15 protein-coding genes are annotated in these 15,669 nt (G+C 72.4%); 6 read left to right on the forward strand and 9 right to left on the reverse strand.

Going from position 1 to position 15,669, the window contains the following annotated elements:
- Positions 1–139 precede the first annotated feature (139 nt).
- Positions 140–361, forward strand: coding sequence for a DUF2631 domain-containing protein (locus EG812_RS11030; protein ID WP_013732123.1), 222 nt, complete (start codon positions 140–142; stop codon positions 359–361).
- Between the two features lie 171 nt (positions 362–532).
- Here the strand turns inward: EG812_RS11030 and EG812_RS11035 are convergent, their stop codons facing one another.
- From EG812_RS11035 to EG812_RS11070, 8 genes are all read right to left on the reverse strand, one after another.
- Positions 533–1,717, reverse strand: a complete 1,185-nt coding sequence (locus EG812_RS11035) for a DivIVA domain-containing protein (RefSeq protein WP_126711514.1) — start codon at positions 1,715–1,717, stop codon at positions 533–535.
- Positions 1,718–1,748: 31 nt separating this feature from the next.
- Positions 1,749–2,900 carry a dual-specificity RNA methyltransferase RlmN gene (rlmN, locus tag EG812_RS11040; RefSeq protein ID WP_013732121.1) on the reverse strand — a complete coding sequence of 384 codons (1,152 nt, stop codon included), beginning with the start codon at positions 2,898–2,900 and terminating at the stop codon, positions 1,749–1,751.
- 104 nt (positions 2,901–3,004) lie between these two features.
- Positions 3,005–4,264 carry a phosphatidate cytidylyltransferase gene (locus EG812_RS11045; protein ID WP_013732120.1) on the reverse strand — a complete coding sequence of 420 codons (1,260 nt, stop codon included), beginning with the start codon at positions 4,262–4,264 and terminating at the stop codon, positions 3,005–3,007.
- A gap of 323 nt (positions 4,265–4,587) precedes the next feature.
- The gene (gene frr, locus EG812_RS11050) at positions 4,588–5,145 is read right to left on the reverse strand and encodes a ribosome recycling factor (RefSeq protein ID WP_013732119.1); all 558 of its coding nucleotides are present in this window, start codon (positions 5,143–5,145) and stop codon (positions 4,588–4,590) included.
- Positions 5,146–5,225: 80 nt separating this feature from the next.
- Entirely contained in the window at positions 5,226–5,993 is a 768-nt protein-coding gene (pyrH, locus tag EG812_RS11055) for a UMP kinase (protein ID WP_013732118.1), read from the reverse strand.
- A gap of 150 nt (positions 5,994–6,143) precedes the next feature.
- Positions 6,144–6,971, reverse strand: coding sequence for a translation elongation factor Ts (tsf, locus tag EG812_RS11060; protein ID WP_013732117.1), 828 nt, complete (start codon positions 6,969–6,971; stop codon positions 6,144–6,146).
- 132 nt (positions 6,972–7,103) lie between these two features.
- Positions 7,104–7,973, reverse strand: coding sequence for a 30S ribosomal protein S2 (rpsB, locus tag EG812_RS11065; protein WP_013732116.1), 870 nt, complete (start codon positions 7,971–7,973; stop codon positions 7,104–7,106).
- Between the two features lie 284 nt (positions 7,974–8,257).
- Positions 8,258–9,262, reverse strand: coding sequence for a hypothetical protein (locus EG812_RS11070; protein WP_043719937.1), 1,005 nt, complete (start codon positions 9,260–9,262; stop codon positions 8,258–8,260).
- 222 nt (positions 9,263–9,484) lie between these two features.
- Between EG812_RS11070 and EG812_RS11075 the strand changes: the two genes are divergently transcribed.
- The 5 genes from EG812_RS11075 to EG812_RS11095 all read left to right on the forward strand — a co-directional run bounded on the left by EG812_RS11075 (position 9,485) and on the right by EG812_RS11095 (position 14,959).
- The gene (locus EG812_RS11075) at positions 9,485–9,844 is read left to right on the forward strand and encodes a YraN family protein (RefSeq protein WP_013732114.1); all 360 of its coding nucleotides are present in this window, start codon (positions 9,485–9,487) and stop codon (positions 9,842–9,844) included.
- Entirely contained in the window at positions 9,844–11,361 is a 1,518-nt protein-coding gene (locus EG812_RS11080) for a YifB family Mg chelatase-like AAA ATPase (protein WP_013732113.1), read from the forward strand. Before EG812_RS11075 ends, EG812_RS11080 begins: the two co-directional genes overlap by 1 nt.
- Positions 11,358–12,533, forward strand: coding sequence for a DNA-processing protein DprA (locus EG812_RS11085; protein ID WP_013732112.1), 1,176 nt, complete (start codon positions 11,358–11,360; stop codon positions 12,531–12,533). The genes EG812_RS11080 and EG812_RS11085 overlap by 4 nt, the downstream gene beginning before the upstream one ends.
- Before the next feature lie 61 nt (positions 12,534–12,594).
- Entirely contained in the window at positions 12,595–13,725 is a 1,131-nt protein-coding gene (locus EG812_RS11090; protein WP_126711515.1) for a tyrosine recombinase XerC, read from the forward strand.
- Between the two features lie 52 nt (positions 13,726–13,777).
- Positions 13,778–14,959: an aminotransferase class V-fold PLP-dependent enzyme gene (locus EG812_RS11095; protein ID WP_126711516.1), complete on the forward strand. Its 1,182-nt coding sequence runs from the start codon at positions 13,778–13,780 to the stop codon at positions 14,957–14,959.
- On the opposite strand, the gene EG812_RS11100 is transcribed toward EG812_RS11095, so the two are convergent.
- Positions 14,847–15,554 carry a M23 family metallopeptidase gene (locus EG812_RS11100; RefSeq protein WP_043719933.1) on the reverse strand — a complete coding sequence of 236 codons (708 nt, stop codon included), beginning with the start codon at positions 15,552–15,554 and terminating at the stop codon, positions 14,847–14,849. The genes EG812_RS11095 and EG812_RS11100 overlap by 113 nt on opposite strands.
- Positions 15,555–15,669 lie beyond the last annotated feature (115 nt).

A 15,669-nucleotide genomic window follows, 5' to 3' on the forward strand; every position in this document is an offset into this window, starting at 1 on the left:
GCTTTCGGACCGGCCCGTTCGGCGCGTCACGCCGGTCAGTCCCGGGTGATCTTTTCTCTATCGGCCGGACCCTGCGCCAGGGCCGTCAGCGGGCGTGCCAGACTAACCGGAGATCCGATCGCGAGGGAAGGACCGACCAGTGGCAGGAAGCGAGCCGGTAACGTCGCCAGACCAGCACAAGCCTGGGCACCGCAAGTCCGGGCGGATCGGCGCGATCCTCACCGCACTCGCGCTGCTGGCGATGCTCTGCGGCAACCACGAGGGCAGGGTCGAGAACCTGTGGCTGATCGGCCTGGCCGCGCTCCTGCTGCTCATCGTGATCGGCGACGCCGTGCTGCGCCGCAACGGCCTGCGTTCCTGACCCCGCCGCGGTCCTGACGCCCGAGGCTTGGACACCCCTCGGCAGCCGCAACCGGCGCGGGGGTGCTGACGCGGGGCCGAACGGCATGACCACCGGGGCCGTTCACGTCCGGCAGACACGAGTAGGGCCCGCCTCCGACAGCGGAGGGCGGGCCCGATTCGTCGTCGCCGGTCAGCGGCCGAAGAGGATGTCCTGCACGTTCTTCAACGCGGCGTCGACCTCCGCCTCGAAGTAGCCGCCCTGCACCAGGCCGAAACGCAGCGTGTCCAGGTCCTTCGGGTTCACCGGCATCGGGTTACGCCCGGCCATCCCGCCGAGCAGGCTGTCGAAGAACCGGTCGACCTGGTCGGGGTCGTACCCGCTGCCGAACCGACGCACCTGGAAACTGCGCCGGATCTGGTCCACCCGGTAGAGGTCGCTGCCGGGCGGGCCGGCCATCGGCGGGCCACCCATCGAGGGCCCGGCCATCGGCGGCGGACCCGCCATCGACGGACCACCGAGTGCCTGCTGCGGCACCGCGGGCGGTCCCGCCGGGCCGCGACGCGGGTCACGATCCGGCATGCGGATCTCCGCAGTCATATCGGTACGGGCGCGCCGGCCCGCCTCGAAGCCGTCGAAACGCGGCTCGTCCGGCGGACCGTACCCACCAGGACCATCGGGGGGACCGTAACCGCCAGGACCGTCAGGCGGACCGTAGCCACCGGGGCCGTCCGGGGGGCCGTAGCCACCGGGGCCGTCCGGGGGGCCGTAGCCACCGGGGCCGTCCGGGGGGCCGTAGCCGCCCGGCCCGGCGGGCAGGCCGCGCGGCGGAGCACCATGACCCATCGGGCCACCCGGGGGGCCCATCGGCGCGCCTGGCCCCATCGGGCCGCCAGGGCCGCGGGGTGCGTCGTAACCGCCGCGAGGTGCGTCGTAGCCGCCGGCGAAGGCGCCGGTGGGCTCGTCGTAGCGGCCGTACGGGCCGGCCTGCGCCGGCATCGGCCGGGGCGGCATCGGCGGCTGCGGCACCGCCGACATGCCCCGGTCCTCGCGCATGGGCGGACCCATCCGCTCCGCCGGCCCCATCCGCTCCGCCGGGCCCATCCGGGTCTCGCCACCGGCGCGGGTCTGACCCCGCTCCTCCAACTCGGCCAGCTGCCGCTCGACCCGGTCGAGGTGCAGGTCGACCTGCCACTCGTCGTAGCCGTTGAAGCGAACCCGGAAGACGACGTCGTGGACCTCCTGCGAGGCCACCGGGGCACCCACCGGCTGGCCGGCGAGGGTCGCCTCGACCCGGTCCAGGAAGGCGTCCACCTCGTCAACCTTGTATCCCCGGCGGAGCGCCTTACGCCGGAAACGCTGACCCTGACTCGCCACTATGTCTCCTGGTCTCGTTCGCCACGCCCGGTCATGCCGACGGGTTTCCGGCCGGGTCGGTGCCCATGTCCTCCGCGGCGGCCAGCTGCCCACACGCCCCGTCGATCTCGCGACCTCGGGTGTCCCGTACGGTGGTGGACACCCCGGCGTCGCGCAACCGCCGGACGAACTCCCGCTCCACCGGCTTCGGGCTGGCGTCCCATCGGCTGCCCGGAGTCGGATTGAGTGGAATCAAGTTCACGTGGGCCAGCTTGCCGGCCAGCAGCCGCCCGAGCAGATCAGCTCGCCACGGCTGGTCGTTCACGTCCTTGATCATCGCGTATTCGATCGACACACGACGCCCCGTGCGAGCCGCGTACGCCCAGGCGGCGTCCAGCACCTCGGACACCTTCCAGCGCTGGTTGACCGGCACAAGTTCGTCGCGCAGCTCATCATCGGGGGCGTGCAGCGACAACGCAAGAGTCACCGAGAGGTCTTCGCTGGCCAGTCGGTGGATGGCCGGCACCAGGCCGACCGTGGAAACGGTGATGTGGCGCTGCGACAGCCCGAGGCCCTCGGGCGCCGGCGCGACCAGCCGACGGATCGCGGCCACCACCCGGTTGTAGTTCGCCAGCGGCTCGCCCATGCCCATGAAGACCACGTGCGACAACCGTGCCGGTGAGCCCACCACCGCGCCGGAGGCGGCCACACCCGCCAGGTAGACCGCCTGGTCGACGATCTCGGCGGTGGAGAGGTTCCGGGTCAGACCGGCCTGGCCGGTGGCGCAGAACGGGCAGGCCATGCCGCAGCCGGCCTGGCTGGAGATGCAGACGGTCACCCGATCCGGGTAGCCCATCAGCACGCTCTCCACCAGCGCCCCGTCGTGCAGCCGCCAGAGCGCCTTGCGGGTCGCCCCGTCGTCGCAGGCCAGCTCGCGGACCGGGTTGAGCAGCCGGGGCAGCAGCTGGTCGGCCAGCCGAGCCCGGGAGGCCGCCGGCAGGTCGGTCATCTGCGCCGGGTCGCGCACCAGCCGGCCGAAGTAGTGGGTGGAGATCTGCCGGGCCCGGAACGCCGGTTCACCCAGACCGGTGACCAGGGCTTTCCGGCCGGCCAGGTCAAGGTCGGCGAGATGTTGCGGTGGCATCGACGCCCGGCGCGCGCCAGGCGCGTCCGGGTCGACCGGGATCAGTGGCAGGCTCGTCATGGCCCGTCCAGTCTGGCACGCCCGGCGTGGACCGCATCCCTCCGGAGGGTGCGGATCGGGTCCGGCCACGTCCGCGACCAGGCTGCGTGGCCGTGATCCATGCCTCAGTTCACCGCCGGCACGAGGACCACGAGCAGCAGGTACGCCGTCGGCACGGCGAACAGGACCGAGTCGAGGCGGTCCATCAGGCCACCGTGCCCGGGCAGCAGGTTGCTCATGTCCTTCACACCGAGATCCCGCTTGATCATGGATTCGGCGAGGTCACCGAGGACGGCGGCACACGACACCGCCACCCCGAACACGGCACCCCACCACGGTGCCACGTCGAACAGCAGCCAGAGCAGCAGGGCGCTGCCCAGCGCCGCCGCACCGACCGACCCGGCGAAACCCTCCCAGGATTTCTTCGGGCTGATCGTCGGGGCCATCGGATGCTTGCCGAAGTTGGCGCCGGCGGCGTACCCCCCGGTGTCGGAGAGCACCACGGCGACAAGCGTCACCAGAATCCGCAGCGCCCCGTCGTCCGGCGACGACGCGAGCAGCGCGGCGAAGCCACCGAGGAAGGGCACGTACACCGCGATCAACGTGGCCGCGGTCATGTCCCGCCGGAAGTTGGCCATGCCGTCGCCGAGCCGCCAGACGAGCGTGCCCGCGATCGTGACCAGCAACCCCAGCAGCAGCGCGTCCAGACCGCCGAACCAGCCGATGGTGACCGTCAGCACCCCACCGACGATCAGGGGAACCAGTGGCACCACGGCGCGGGCCCGGCGTACCGCGCGGGACATCTCCCAGATGCCCACCCCGAATGCGGCGGCGAGCACCAGCAGGAAGGACGGCGTGTAGAGGAAGAGCGGGAGCAGGACCACAGCCCCCAGGCCGAGCCCGACCGAGATGGCCGCCGGCAGGTTCCGGCCGGCGCGGCTCGGCGCAGCGGGTTTGCCGGGGCTCCCCGCCGGCCGGTCGAGGTGCGACGCGGGCTGCTCACCGGGGCTCGATGCGGGTTGCCCGTTGGTGGGCCGCCCGGCGCGACGACGGCCGCGGTGACGGCGTCCGGGCGGCGGATCGTCGGCCTCCGGTTCGTCGCCGGGCACCGGGGCGAACTGGGCCGTCGGGGCGTCGTCGTGGTCGAGGCCGACACCGGCAGGTATCCGCTCGATCTGCCCGGTCGGGGCGTCGTCGTGGAGCAGATCGGCAGCGCCACGGACCGGTTCGATCTGGGCGGTGGGGGTGGCGTACCGCTCGGCGTGCGGATCAGCGGCCCAGGGGCCGGGATCGAGGTTCGGGTCGGGCCAGGGCAGTTGGGCGGGCTGGTCCGGCCGATCCCAGCCACGGGCCTCGGCGCCGCCGTAGGGGTCGAGGTGGGACATCACGCACCAGAGGGGAGCGGGACGAAATCCACCACTTGCCGTACAACCACTACCATCCCCTACCCGCGCGAGGCGCTCCGTTGAGATTTGCCGGCCGGCCGGTTGACCGATCCCCACCCTTCACCGCCGGGCCACCGGGAATCGTGCCGAGCCTACTGCACCTGTCCGCCCCACAGGCCGCACCAGTACCCACCCACACCCTCGACCCCGCCGTGTTGCTCGCGAAGCTGTCACCACGAGTGCGACGACTGACTTCAGGATCAACCGGACGGGGACGGGGGTGCAGTGGGTGGGCTGGGCGCACCGTGGATCACGGCGCGAGGTCAGACCTCCAGGAGTTCGGTCTCCTTGTGCTTGACCAGTTCGTCGACGTGCGCGACGTAGCGCTGGGTGAGGTCGTCCAGTTCCTTCTCCGCGCGCCGGCCGTCGTCCTCGCCGACCTCGCCGTCCTTGACGAGCCGGTCCAGCTCTTCCTTGCCCTTGCGGCGAATGTTGCGGATGGCGACCTTGGCTTCCTCGCCCTTGTGGCGCGCGACCTTGATCATGTCGCGGCGGCGCTCCTCGGTCATCTGCGGGAGCAGGATGCGCAGCTGGTTGCCCTCGTTGTTCGGGTTGACCCCGAGGTCCGAGTCGCGGATCGCCTTCTCCATGGCATTGATCTGCGAGTTGTCGTACGGCTTGATGATGGCCATCCGCGGCTCGGGAATGGCCACCGACGCCATCTGGGTCAGCGGCGTCGGGCTGCCGTAGTAGTCGATGATGATCTTGGAGAACATGGCCGGAGTGGCGCGGCCGGTGCGGATGGCACCGAACTCCTCCTTGGCGTGCTCGACCGCACGCTCCATCTTCTCCTCGGCCTCGAGGAGGGTGTCGTCGATCACCGTTCTCCTCGCCTCCTTCTTGTGCTCGTCGTGGGGCTTGTCGGGTCACCGGGACCGTCGGGGTGAGGTCGACGGTCGCTTCAGGTGGTGATCAGCGTGCCGATCTTGTCGCCGCCCACCGCCCGGACGATGGTGTCGTCTCCCTGGGCGCCGAAGACCAGCATCGGCAGGCCGTTCTCCATGCAGAGGCTGAAGGCGGCGGCATCGGCGACCCGCAGGTTGCGGCGCAGCACCTCGGAGAAGGTGATCGAGTCGAACTTGCTGGCGGTCGGGTCGATCCGCGGGTCAGCGGTGTAGACCCCGTCGACGCCGTTCTTGCTCATCAGCACCACGTCCGCGTGGATCTCCAGCGCACGCTGCGCGGCCACCGTGTCGGTGGAGAAGTACGGCATGCCCGCCCCGGCGCCGAAGATGACCACGCGGCCCTTCTCCAGGTGCCGGATCGCGCGCAGCGGGATGTACGGCTCGGCGACCTGGGCCATCGTGATGGCGCTCTGCACCCGGGTCTCGATGCCTTCCTTCTCCAGGAAGTCCTGCAACGCGAGGCAGTTCATCACGGTGCCGAGCATGCCCATGTAGTCCGCCCGGGCCCGGTCCATGCCCCGCTTCTGCAGTTCCGCGCCCCGGAAGAAGTTGCCACCGCCGACCACCACAGAGACCTGCACCCCGCGTCGTACCACGGTGGCGATCTGCCGGGCGATGGCCTGTACGACGTCCGGGTCGACGCCGATCGCACCGCCGCCGAACACCTCGCCGGAAAGCTTCAACACCACCCGCCGGGACCGGCCGGGCGGTGGCGCCGTCGGGTCGTCCGCCGCCAGCGTCCGGTCACTCACAACCTGCGTCATCCGCCCGTCCTTCCCCCACCGGTGCACCGGGTGCGTATCTGCCGCTGCCGACCTTATGGGACGAGGAGGCCGCGGTGCTTGTCGCGTACACCGGCGGCCTCCTCGTCGTGTCGTTGCTCAGCCCACGGGCGCGGCGCGCCCGACGGCGGCTCAGGCCTGGCCGACCTCGAACCGCACGAATCGGGTGACCTCGATGCCGGCCTCGGCCAGCACCTGCTTCACCGTCTTCTTGTTGTCGGTGACCGACGACTGCTCCAGCAGGACGAAATCCTTGAAGAAGGAGTTCACCCGGCCCTCGACGATCTTCGGCAGCGCCGCCTCGGGCTTGTTCTCCTCGCGGGCGGTCTGCTCGGCGATACGCCGCTCGGACTCGACGACCTCGGCCGGCACCTCGTCACGGGTGAGGTACTGCGGACGCATCGCGGCGATCTGCATGGCCGCACCACGGGCGTCGGCGTCGGCGGCCTCGTCGGCCTTGCCGGTGTACTGCACCATCACGCCGACCGCCGGGGGCAGGTCCTGGGCCTTGCGGTGCAGGTAGACCGCGACCGTGCCGTCGAGCTTGGCGAAGCGGTTCAGCACCAGCTTCTCGCCGATCTTGGCGGACTGCTCCTGGACCAGATCGGCGACCGGACGGCCGTCGATCTCGCTGGCCAGCAGCTCCTCGGCGTTGCTCACGCCGGAACGCTCACCGTGCTCGACCAGCTGCTGGGCCAGGGCGATGAAGGCGTCGTTCTTGGCGACGAAGTCGGTCTCGCAGTTGAGCTCGAGCATGGCCTGGCCGGCGTGGGCGATCAGCCCGTTGGCGGCGGTACGACCGGCCCGCTTGCCGACATCCTTGGCGCCCTTGACGCGCAGGATCTCGACGGCCTTGTCGAAGTCGCCCTCGGCCTCGGTCAGGGCCTTCTTGCTGTCCATCATGCCGGCGCCGGTCAGGTCGCGGAGCTTCTTGACGTCCGCGGCGGTGATCTGGGACATGGCTCTCTCTTCGGTGTTGAGATTGCGATGGGATGGTCTGAGGTGCCGGTTACCCGGATTCGGGAAGTTCGTGCCGACCTGGTCGCCGCCGGTCACCATCGGCGAACCGACGGTGACCGGACGGCGGCGGAATCACTGGCCGGAAACGGCCGCCGGCTGCTCGGCGGGAGCCTGCTCGGCCGGGGCCTGCTCGGCGGCGGGCTCCTCGTCGGCCTTCTTGGGCTCCTCGAGCAGCTCGCGCTCCCACTCGGCCAGCGGCTCGTCGGTGGCGACACCCGCCTCCGGCTTCTCGTCGCCACCACGGCGACGACCGGAACGGGCGATCAGGCCGTCGGCGACGGCGGCGGCCACGACCCTGGTCAGCAGCTCGGCCGAGCGGATCGCGTCGTCGTTACCCGGGATCGGGAAGTCGACCTCGTCCGGGTCGCAGTTGGTGTCGAGCACCGCGATCACCGGGATGCCCAGCTTGCGGGCCTCGTCGACGGCGATGTGCTCCTTCTTGGTGTCGACGATCCAGACCGCGGCCGGGAGCTTCTGCATGTCCCGCAGACCACCGAGGGTCTTGGTGAGCTTGATCTTCTCGCGGGAGAGCTGCAGGGTCTCCTTCTTGGTGTAGCCGGCGGCGGTGCCGCTGAGGTCACCGAGGGCCTCCAGCTCCTTCATCCGCTGCAGCCGCTTGTACACCGTCTGGAAGTTGGTAAGCATGCCGCCGAGCCAGCGGTGGTTGACGTACGGCTGGCCGACCCGGGTCGCCTGCTCGGCGATGGCCTCCTGGGCCTGCTTCTTGGTGCCGACGAACAGAATGCTGCCGCCCTCGGCCACCGTGTTGCGCACGAACTCGTACGCCTTCTCGATGTAGTCGAGGGTCTGGCGCAGGTCGATGATGTAGATGCCATTGCGCTCGGTGAAGATGAAGCGCTTCATCTTCGGGTTCCAGCGCCGGGTCTGGTGCCCGAAGTGAACACCACTTTCCAGCAGCTGACGCATGGTCACGACGGCCATGGTTCGTACTCCTTGGGGTCCCTGGTTCGTCCGCTCGGCCGGCGGCCGAGTGGCCTGGTGCCCGGTCGTCGGCCAGGATGGGCCCGACAGGGTCGGGACCAGGGAGGCCGCCGCCGCACGACGACTTCGTGAGGAGGGCACGCGAGGTCGACCGCGCGAGGCGGTCGCCAGTCGACCAGTGTACGCGCCCGCCCCGCCGCCCGACCCCCGGGTGCAAGGAAGGGGCCCTTGTTAACGCCTGCGGTAGAGGAAGGGCCCCTTGTTAACAACCGCCGAACGCGAGGTCAGCCGGCGGCGAGCGCCGCAGCGAGGAAGAGCGCCAGCCCGACCGTCAGGTAGGCCGTCGGCGGCCGCAGCCAGCCACGCGCCCCGTCGGCGAGCGAGAACCCGGTCGTCCGCAGCCCGTACAGGCCGACCGCGAAGATCGGCAGACCGGCCACCAGGAAGGTGCCCACGAGCACGTCGGCGGCGGAGACCGGGTCCGCGGTCGCCCCGTGCAGCAACACCCGCAACGCCGGCACCTCGAAGATCACCACCAGGACGGCGAAGAGTACGGCCAGCACCGGCCGGCGGGTCCGGTAGACGCCGTCGCCGCTGGGCGGCCCGGCCGGTACGCCCGGCACCTGGTAGCCGCCCTCCCCGGTCGTCGGCCGGAATCCGGTGTCCCCGGCGGCCTGCTGGTCGCCGGTGTTTCCCGCCGCCAGGTCGCCCCGGGGCGCCACCGGCGGCATCGGCCCGGTCGGCTGCTCCAGCGGATTCATCGCCTCCGTGCCCCGCTTCGCCTCCACGATCGGGTACCCGGTCAGCGGCACGGACCGGGCCGGGTCACCCACCACCGACGCCAGCGGGGCCGGCTCGTCCACCGCCGACGCGAACGGCGCCGGATCGCTCACCACCGGAGCGAACGGGGCCGGATCGTTCAGCAACGGGTCTGCGCCGACCGGCGCGGTGGTCTCCCGGGCGGCACGCCTACCCGGACGTTCGGTGGGCAACTCGCCCGAAACGTCCGGATCGGTCGACCCGGCTCGTCGGGCGCGTGAGGCCCGATAGCGCTCGGGCTCCGCCGGGATGTCGGCGAGCGGGTCCACCCCACCGAAACGTCGCGCGGCGGTGTCGTACCGGTCCTCGTCGTCGATCCGCTGCTCGGGGGGCACCGGCGTGTCGTCCCGGTACCGCGCCTGGGCGGTATCGCGCCAGTCCGGGTCGCCGTAACCGTGGTCGCGGTCACCGGGATACCAACCCGACTCGTGGTCATCGGCAAAGCTACGTCGTCCGTCCACGCCCGGCACCGTATGCGACCGGCCGACCGACCGCCATTCGACCCCGGCCCTGGCCAGCGGCGGGGAAGGGCAATTCGACCGGGTACGCAGAGTAAGAAGCTGATTCGTCACTCAGCTTCGCTTTAGCACACCGAGGGCATGATCGTTTGTCTGTCCACAGCACCTCCGGTCGTCCACAGGCCGCACCGGTGGGGGCACCTCGACCGGCCCGCTGCGGGCAGGGTGCCGGCCATGACCAAGCGGAACCAGGCGGTCGGCGGGTACGGGGAACGATGCGCCGTCCGACACCTGATCGAGGCAGGGCTGCGCCCGGTGGCCCGGAACTGGCGCTGCCCCTCCGGTGAGATCGACATCGTCGCCTGGGACGGGCCGGTGCTCGTCATCTGTGAGGTGAAGACCCGCCGCAACCACGACTTCGGCACCCCGGCCGAGGCGGTGGTCCGGCACAAGGCCCGCCGGCTGCGTCGGCTCGCCGCCGCGTGGCTGGCGGCCACCGGCACCACCGCCGACGAGATCCGCTTCGACGTCGTCTCGGTGCTGCTGCCGCGCGCCGGCCGGGCCCAGGTCGAGCATCTCAAGGGAGCGTTCTGATGAGCTACGCCCGGGTGCTCTGCGTCGGCCTGGTCGGCGTCACCGGTCACCTGGTGGAGGTGGAGGCGGATCTCGCGCCCGGCCTGCCCGCAGTGGTCATCTCCGGGCTGCCGGACACCGCGCTGCACGAGGCGCGCGACCGGGTGCGGGCCGCCGTGGTCAACTCGGGTCAGCGCTGGCCGAACCGCCGCATCACCCTCAACCTGCTACCGGCCACCCTGCCCAAGTTCGGCTCGGCCTTCGACCTCGCGATCGCGGTGGCACTGCTCGGTGGCTCCGGCGAGTTGCCCCTGGCACCGCTGGACGGCGTGGTGATCCTCGGCGAACTGGGCCTGGACGGGACCGTCCGGCCGGTACGGGGCGTCCTGCCGATGGCCGCCGCCGCGGCCCGGGCCGGCGTCGAGCGGGTGATCGTGCCGGCCGCCAACAGCGCCGAGGCCGCCGTGGTGCCCGGGCTGCGCGTCCGGGGCGTGGACACCCTGCACCGGCTGATCGCGTTCGTCCGCGACGGTGCGCCACTGATCGAGCCGCCGACCCACGTACCGGCACCCGCCACCTCCGGTCCCGACCTGGCCGAGGTGGCCGGGCAGGGGCTCGGCCGTCGAGCCCTGGAGGTGGCTGCCGCCGGCGGCCACCACCTGGCGCTGATCGGCCCACCGGGTGCCGGCAAGACGATGCTGGCCGAGCGTCTGCCGTCAATCCTTCCTGAGCTGGACGACGACGCCGCGCTGGAGGTCACCGCCCTGCACTCGATCGCCGGGCTGTTGCCGGCGGACGGTGGGCTGCTGCGCCGCCCGCCGTTCCAGGCCCCGCACCACACCGCGACCATCCCCGCCATCGTCGGCGGTGGGCCAGGACTGGCCCGGCCCGGCGCGATCTCACTGGCCCACCGAGGGGTCCTCTTCCTCGACGAGGCTCCGGAATTCAGTCGTGCCGCCCTGGAAGCGTTACGCCAACCGCTGGAGCACGGCCGGGTGCACCTGGCCCGCAGCCGGGGCGGCGCGGAATACCCCGCCCAGGCCCAGCTGGTGATCGCGGCGAATCCGTGCCCATGCGCCAACCCGGCCGGCGACGACCGTTGCGAGTGTCCCCCGCAGGCCCGCCGCCGCTACCTGGCCCGGCTCTCCGGTCCGCTGCTCGACCGGATCGACCTGCAGGTGCGGCTGCTGCCGATGCGCGCTGCCGAACTCATGGAGGCCGGCACGCAGGAGTCCTCCACGGCGGTGGCGGCCCGGGTGGTCGCCGCCCGTGCCGCGGCGGCGGATCGCTGGTCGGCGTTGGGCCGCCGACTCAACGCTGAGGTGCCCGGCACGCGGCTGCGCCGGCCGCCGTGGCAGCTGCCCGCCGCCGACACCGCCGAACTACGGGCCCGGCTGGATTCGGGGTCGCTCTCCGCCCGCGGCTTCGACCGGGTCATCCGGCTCGCCTGGACGATCGCCGACCTCGACGGGCGCGCCCGACCGGACCGGCACGACGTCGGCGAGGCCATCCACCTCAGGACGGGAGAGGCAATATGAGCAGGTACGACGAGACGACGCTGGCCCGGGTCGCGTTGACCTGGCTGGCCGAGCCGGGCACCCGCTCGGTGTACGCGCTGGTCACCGAACTCGGCCCGGTGGCCGCCCTGGAGTTGCTGCTCGACGGCGCCGCGCCGTACGAGGACCTGCGCGACAGCGTGGCGGCACGCAGCCGGGCCGGAGACGCCCGGGCCATCGCCGCCGAGGCCCTCGATCGCGGCGAACGACTCGGCGCCCGGGTCGTCGTGCCCGGCGACGACGAATGGCCCGGCACGGTCGAGGAACTCCGCAAGCTTCGGCTCTCCGACGCGCGCCGCCGGGTCGACCGGGAGACCGCCCCACCGCTCTGCTTCTGGGTACGCGGACCGTGGCCGCTGGCCGAGGCGCTGGACCGGTCCGTGGCCGTGGTGGGGGCGCGAGCCGCCACGCCGTACGGTCTGCACGTCGCCCGGCAGTTGGGCTACGGCCTGGCCGACCGGGACTGGACGGTCGTCTCCGGCGGCGCGTTCGGCATCGACGCCGCCGCGCACCGAGGTGCGTTGAGTGCGGGTGGCCGGACCGTCGCGGTGCTCGCCTGCGGCGTCGATCGCCCCTATCCGGTGGGCAACACGGCGTTGTTCGACCGAATCGCCGACTCGGGGCTGCTGGTGAGCGAGTGGCCACCGGCCGCCGAGCCGCTTCGTCCCCGTTTCCTCATCCGCAACCGGGTGATCGCGGCCGGCACGAAGGGCACCGTCCTGGTGGAGGCGGCGGCCCGCAGCGGCGCGACCCAGACCACCAGACGAGCCCTCGCCCTGAACCGGCCGGCGATGGTGGTGCCCGGCCCGGTCACCTCGGCGATGTCGGTCGGCACGCACGAGATCCTGCGCGAGGAGCCGGGGGCCCGCCTGGTGACCGGTCTCGCCCACGTGCTGGAGGAGGTGGGCCGGATCGGCGAGTTGGCCCCGGTGCCGCGCGGCCCGGACCGACCCACCGATGTGATCGACGACGATGCGCGGGCGATCGTGGAGGCGATGCCCCGCCGAGGCACGATCGGCGTGGACGACCTCGCGGCCCGAGCCGGCCTGGCCGTACGCACGGTGCTGCGCAAGATGTCCCTGTTGGAGGAGCTGGCCCTGGTGGTACGCCGCGACGACGGCTACGCCCTGGTCCCGCCGCGCCGCGCAGGCTGAGCGGCAGTATCGGTGCGCGGCAGGTTCGCGGGCGCCACCGCCTCGTCCTAGGCTGGGCCGCGTGGGGGGTACCGAAGACCGCAACACCCGCGGCACCCGGGCCGTGCACGCGGCGCTGCCGGAGCCGCTGCGGGACGCGGTGGACGAGTTCGCCCGACACCTCGCCTCGGTCCGCAACCGCTCGGCCCACACCGTGCGGGCGTACGTCGCCGATCTGGTGTCCCTGTTGGATCATGCCCACCGGATGGGCTGCGCCGAGGTGGCTGAGCTGAGCCTTGACACGGTACGCAGTTGGCTGGCCAAACAGCGGACGATGGGAGCGGCCCGGGCGTCGCTGGCCCGGCGGGCAGCGGCGGCACGCACCTTCAGTGCCTGGGCGCACCGGGGCGGGCTGCTACCCACCGACGTGGCCGCCACGCTGGCCAGTCCCCGTCCGCAGCGCACCCTGCCCACCGTGCTCCGCACCGACCAGGCCGCGCTCCTCGTCGAGGCACCGACCCGCAACAGCACCAGCCCCACTCACCCCACCCCCGACGACCACCCCGTTGATGACCACCCCGTTGATGACCACGCCGACAGACACCGCACCGCCGATGCCCACCCCACCGCTGACGGGCACGGCACCGCCGGCGGGCCGGTCGCCGCTGAGACCGGGGACGGTGCCGGGGCGGAAGAAGTGGTCGCCGAGGCGGTGCGGTTGCGGGACCGGGTGCTGCTGGAGTTGCTCTACGGCACCGGAGTGCGGGTGAGCGAGGCCTGCGGCATCGACGTCGCCGATATCGACCATGGCCGGCGGGTGGTTCGGGTCCGGGGTAAGGGCGGACGGGAACGGGTCGTGCCGTACGGCTCGCCGGCCCAGCGGGCCCTCGACGAGTGGCTGCGGCGGGGACGGCCGGTGCTTGTGGTTCCGGGCTCCCGCGACGCGTTGCTCCTCGGCGTCCGGGGTGGCCGGTTGAACCCGACGACGGCCCGCCAGATCGTCGGGGCGTACGCACAGGCCACCGGCCTGCCCCGGATCGGCCCGCACGCGCTGCGCCACTCGGCCGCCACCCACCTGCTCGAAGGCGGGGCGGACCTGCGCGCGGTGCAGGAGTTGCTGGGGCACTCGTCGCTGGCCAGCACGCAGGTCTACACCCACGTCTCGGTCGACCGGCTCCGCGCCGCATACCGCCAGGCCCATCCCCGCGCCTAGGGACTGCACAAGATCCATCACGACGGGCCGGGGACAGCGTTACGATCATCCGGTGAGCGTCCCGTTGCCTCCTGAGCCGATCCCGGGCGCTCGTCTGCTCTTCTCCCTCGACCCGGCGGTCAGCCACCTCAACCACGGCTCGTTCGGCGCGGTGCCGATCACCGTGCAGCGGGCCCAGCAGCGGTTGCGCGACGAGATGGAAGCCGATCCGCTGCGCTTCTTCACCCAGGGTCTGGTCGACCGGATCACGCACGCCCGCCGGCACCTGGCCGGCTTCCTCGGCGCCGACCCGGACGGCACCGCCCTGACCGTCAACGCCACCACCGGCGTGGCCGTGGCGTTGCAGTCGGTCGGGCTGCGCCCGGACGACGAGGTGCTCACCACCGATCACGGCTACGGTGCGGTCGACTTCGCCGTCCGCCGGGAGTGTCACCGCACCGGGGCGACCCATCGGGTGCTGCGGGTGCCGCTGTCCGCGACCACCGAGGAGATCGTGCAGATCGTCCGGTCCGGGCTGCGTCCGGGGCGTACCCGACTGGTCGTGGTCGACCAGCTCACCTCGGCGACGGCGCGACTGTTCCCGGTGGCTGCCATCGTCGGCGTGGCACGGGAACACGGCGTGTCGGTGCTTGTCGACGCCGCCCACGCGCCCGGCATGCTGCCGGCTACCGTGCAGAGCATCGGCGCCGACTTCTGGGTCGGCAACCTGCACAAGTGGGGGTACGCGCCCCGGGGCACGGCCGTCCTCGTGGTCTCCCCGCCCTGGCGGGAGCGGGTCGAACCGCTGGTGGTCTCCTGGGAGCAGGAGGCGGGCTTCCCGGGCCGGGTGGAGTGGCAGGCGACCGCGGACTACACCGGCTGGCTGAGCGCCCCGGTGGGGCTCTACGTCCTGCGTACGCTCGGCGTGGACCGGGTGCGTGCGCACAACGCGGCGCTGGCCGCGTACGGGCAGCGGGTGGTGGGGGACGCTCTCGGCGTGCGACCGGCCGACCTGCCCGACCCCGGCGGACCTACGGTCGCCATGCGGATCGTCCCGTTGCCGGCGGGCCTCGCCACCACCATGGACGGCGCGCGGGCGCTGCGGGCCCGGATCGCCGAGCGGCTCGCCGCCCAGGTCGCGGTCAACACTTGGGACGGGCGGGGCTGGCTGAGACTGTGCGGCCAGGTGTACAACTCGCCCGACGAGTACGACCGGCTCGCCGTGCAACTGCCCACCCTGCTCGACCAGCGCTGAGCGGCGCGTCGGCAAGCGGCAGCAGCCGGGTCCGGCCGAGACCGAGCAGGGCCAGCGGGTCGAGGTAGTCGTCGCCCCGGCGCAACCCCCAGTGCAGGCAGGCGGCCTGCGGACAGCCCGCGTGGCCGGGCAGCAGAACTCCCAGCACGGTGCCCGCATGCACCGACGTGCCGACGGTGACCGCCGGTTCCACCGGCTCGTAGGTGGTGCGCAGCCCGTCGGCATGGGCCACCGAGATCACCGGACGGCCGGCGACCATGCCGGCGTACGAGATCGTGCCGTCACCGGCGGCCCGGATCGTCGCGCCGGCCGGCGCGAGCAGGTCCACCCCACGATGGCCGGCCAGCCAGGGACGAGGCGGCGGATCGAACCGGCGCACCGGCCGGGGCTGCCCGTCGACCGGCCACCGGTACCGCCCGACGCTGTCCGCCGCGACGACCCTGGACGGCGGCACCAGCGCGGACGCCGAGACGACCAGGCCCTGATGATCGGCGGCCAGCGACATCGCCGTCGGCAGCGACGACGAGGGCGGCGGCGGGTACGTGACAAGTGGCACGAGCAGGAGGGCGCAGAGCGCGCCGGATCGGGTCACCATGGCGGCGAGTGTGCGCGTCGTCGGCGCGGCTTCGCTGCCCGGCCGGCCTCGCCTGTGGACGACGCCACGCCCTGTGGACAGACCGCGCCGACGCAGTTGATCTGCTATGGCGTGA

Origin of the sequence: Verrucosispora sp. FIM060022 (assembly GCF_003977705.1) — a bacterium.
Lineage (GTDB): Bacteria > Actinomycetota > Actinomycetes > Mycobacteriales > Micromonosporaceae > Micromonospora > Micromonospora gifhornensis.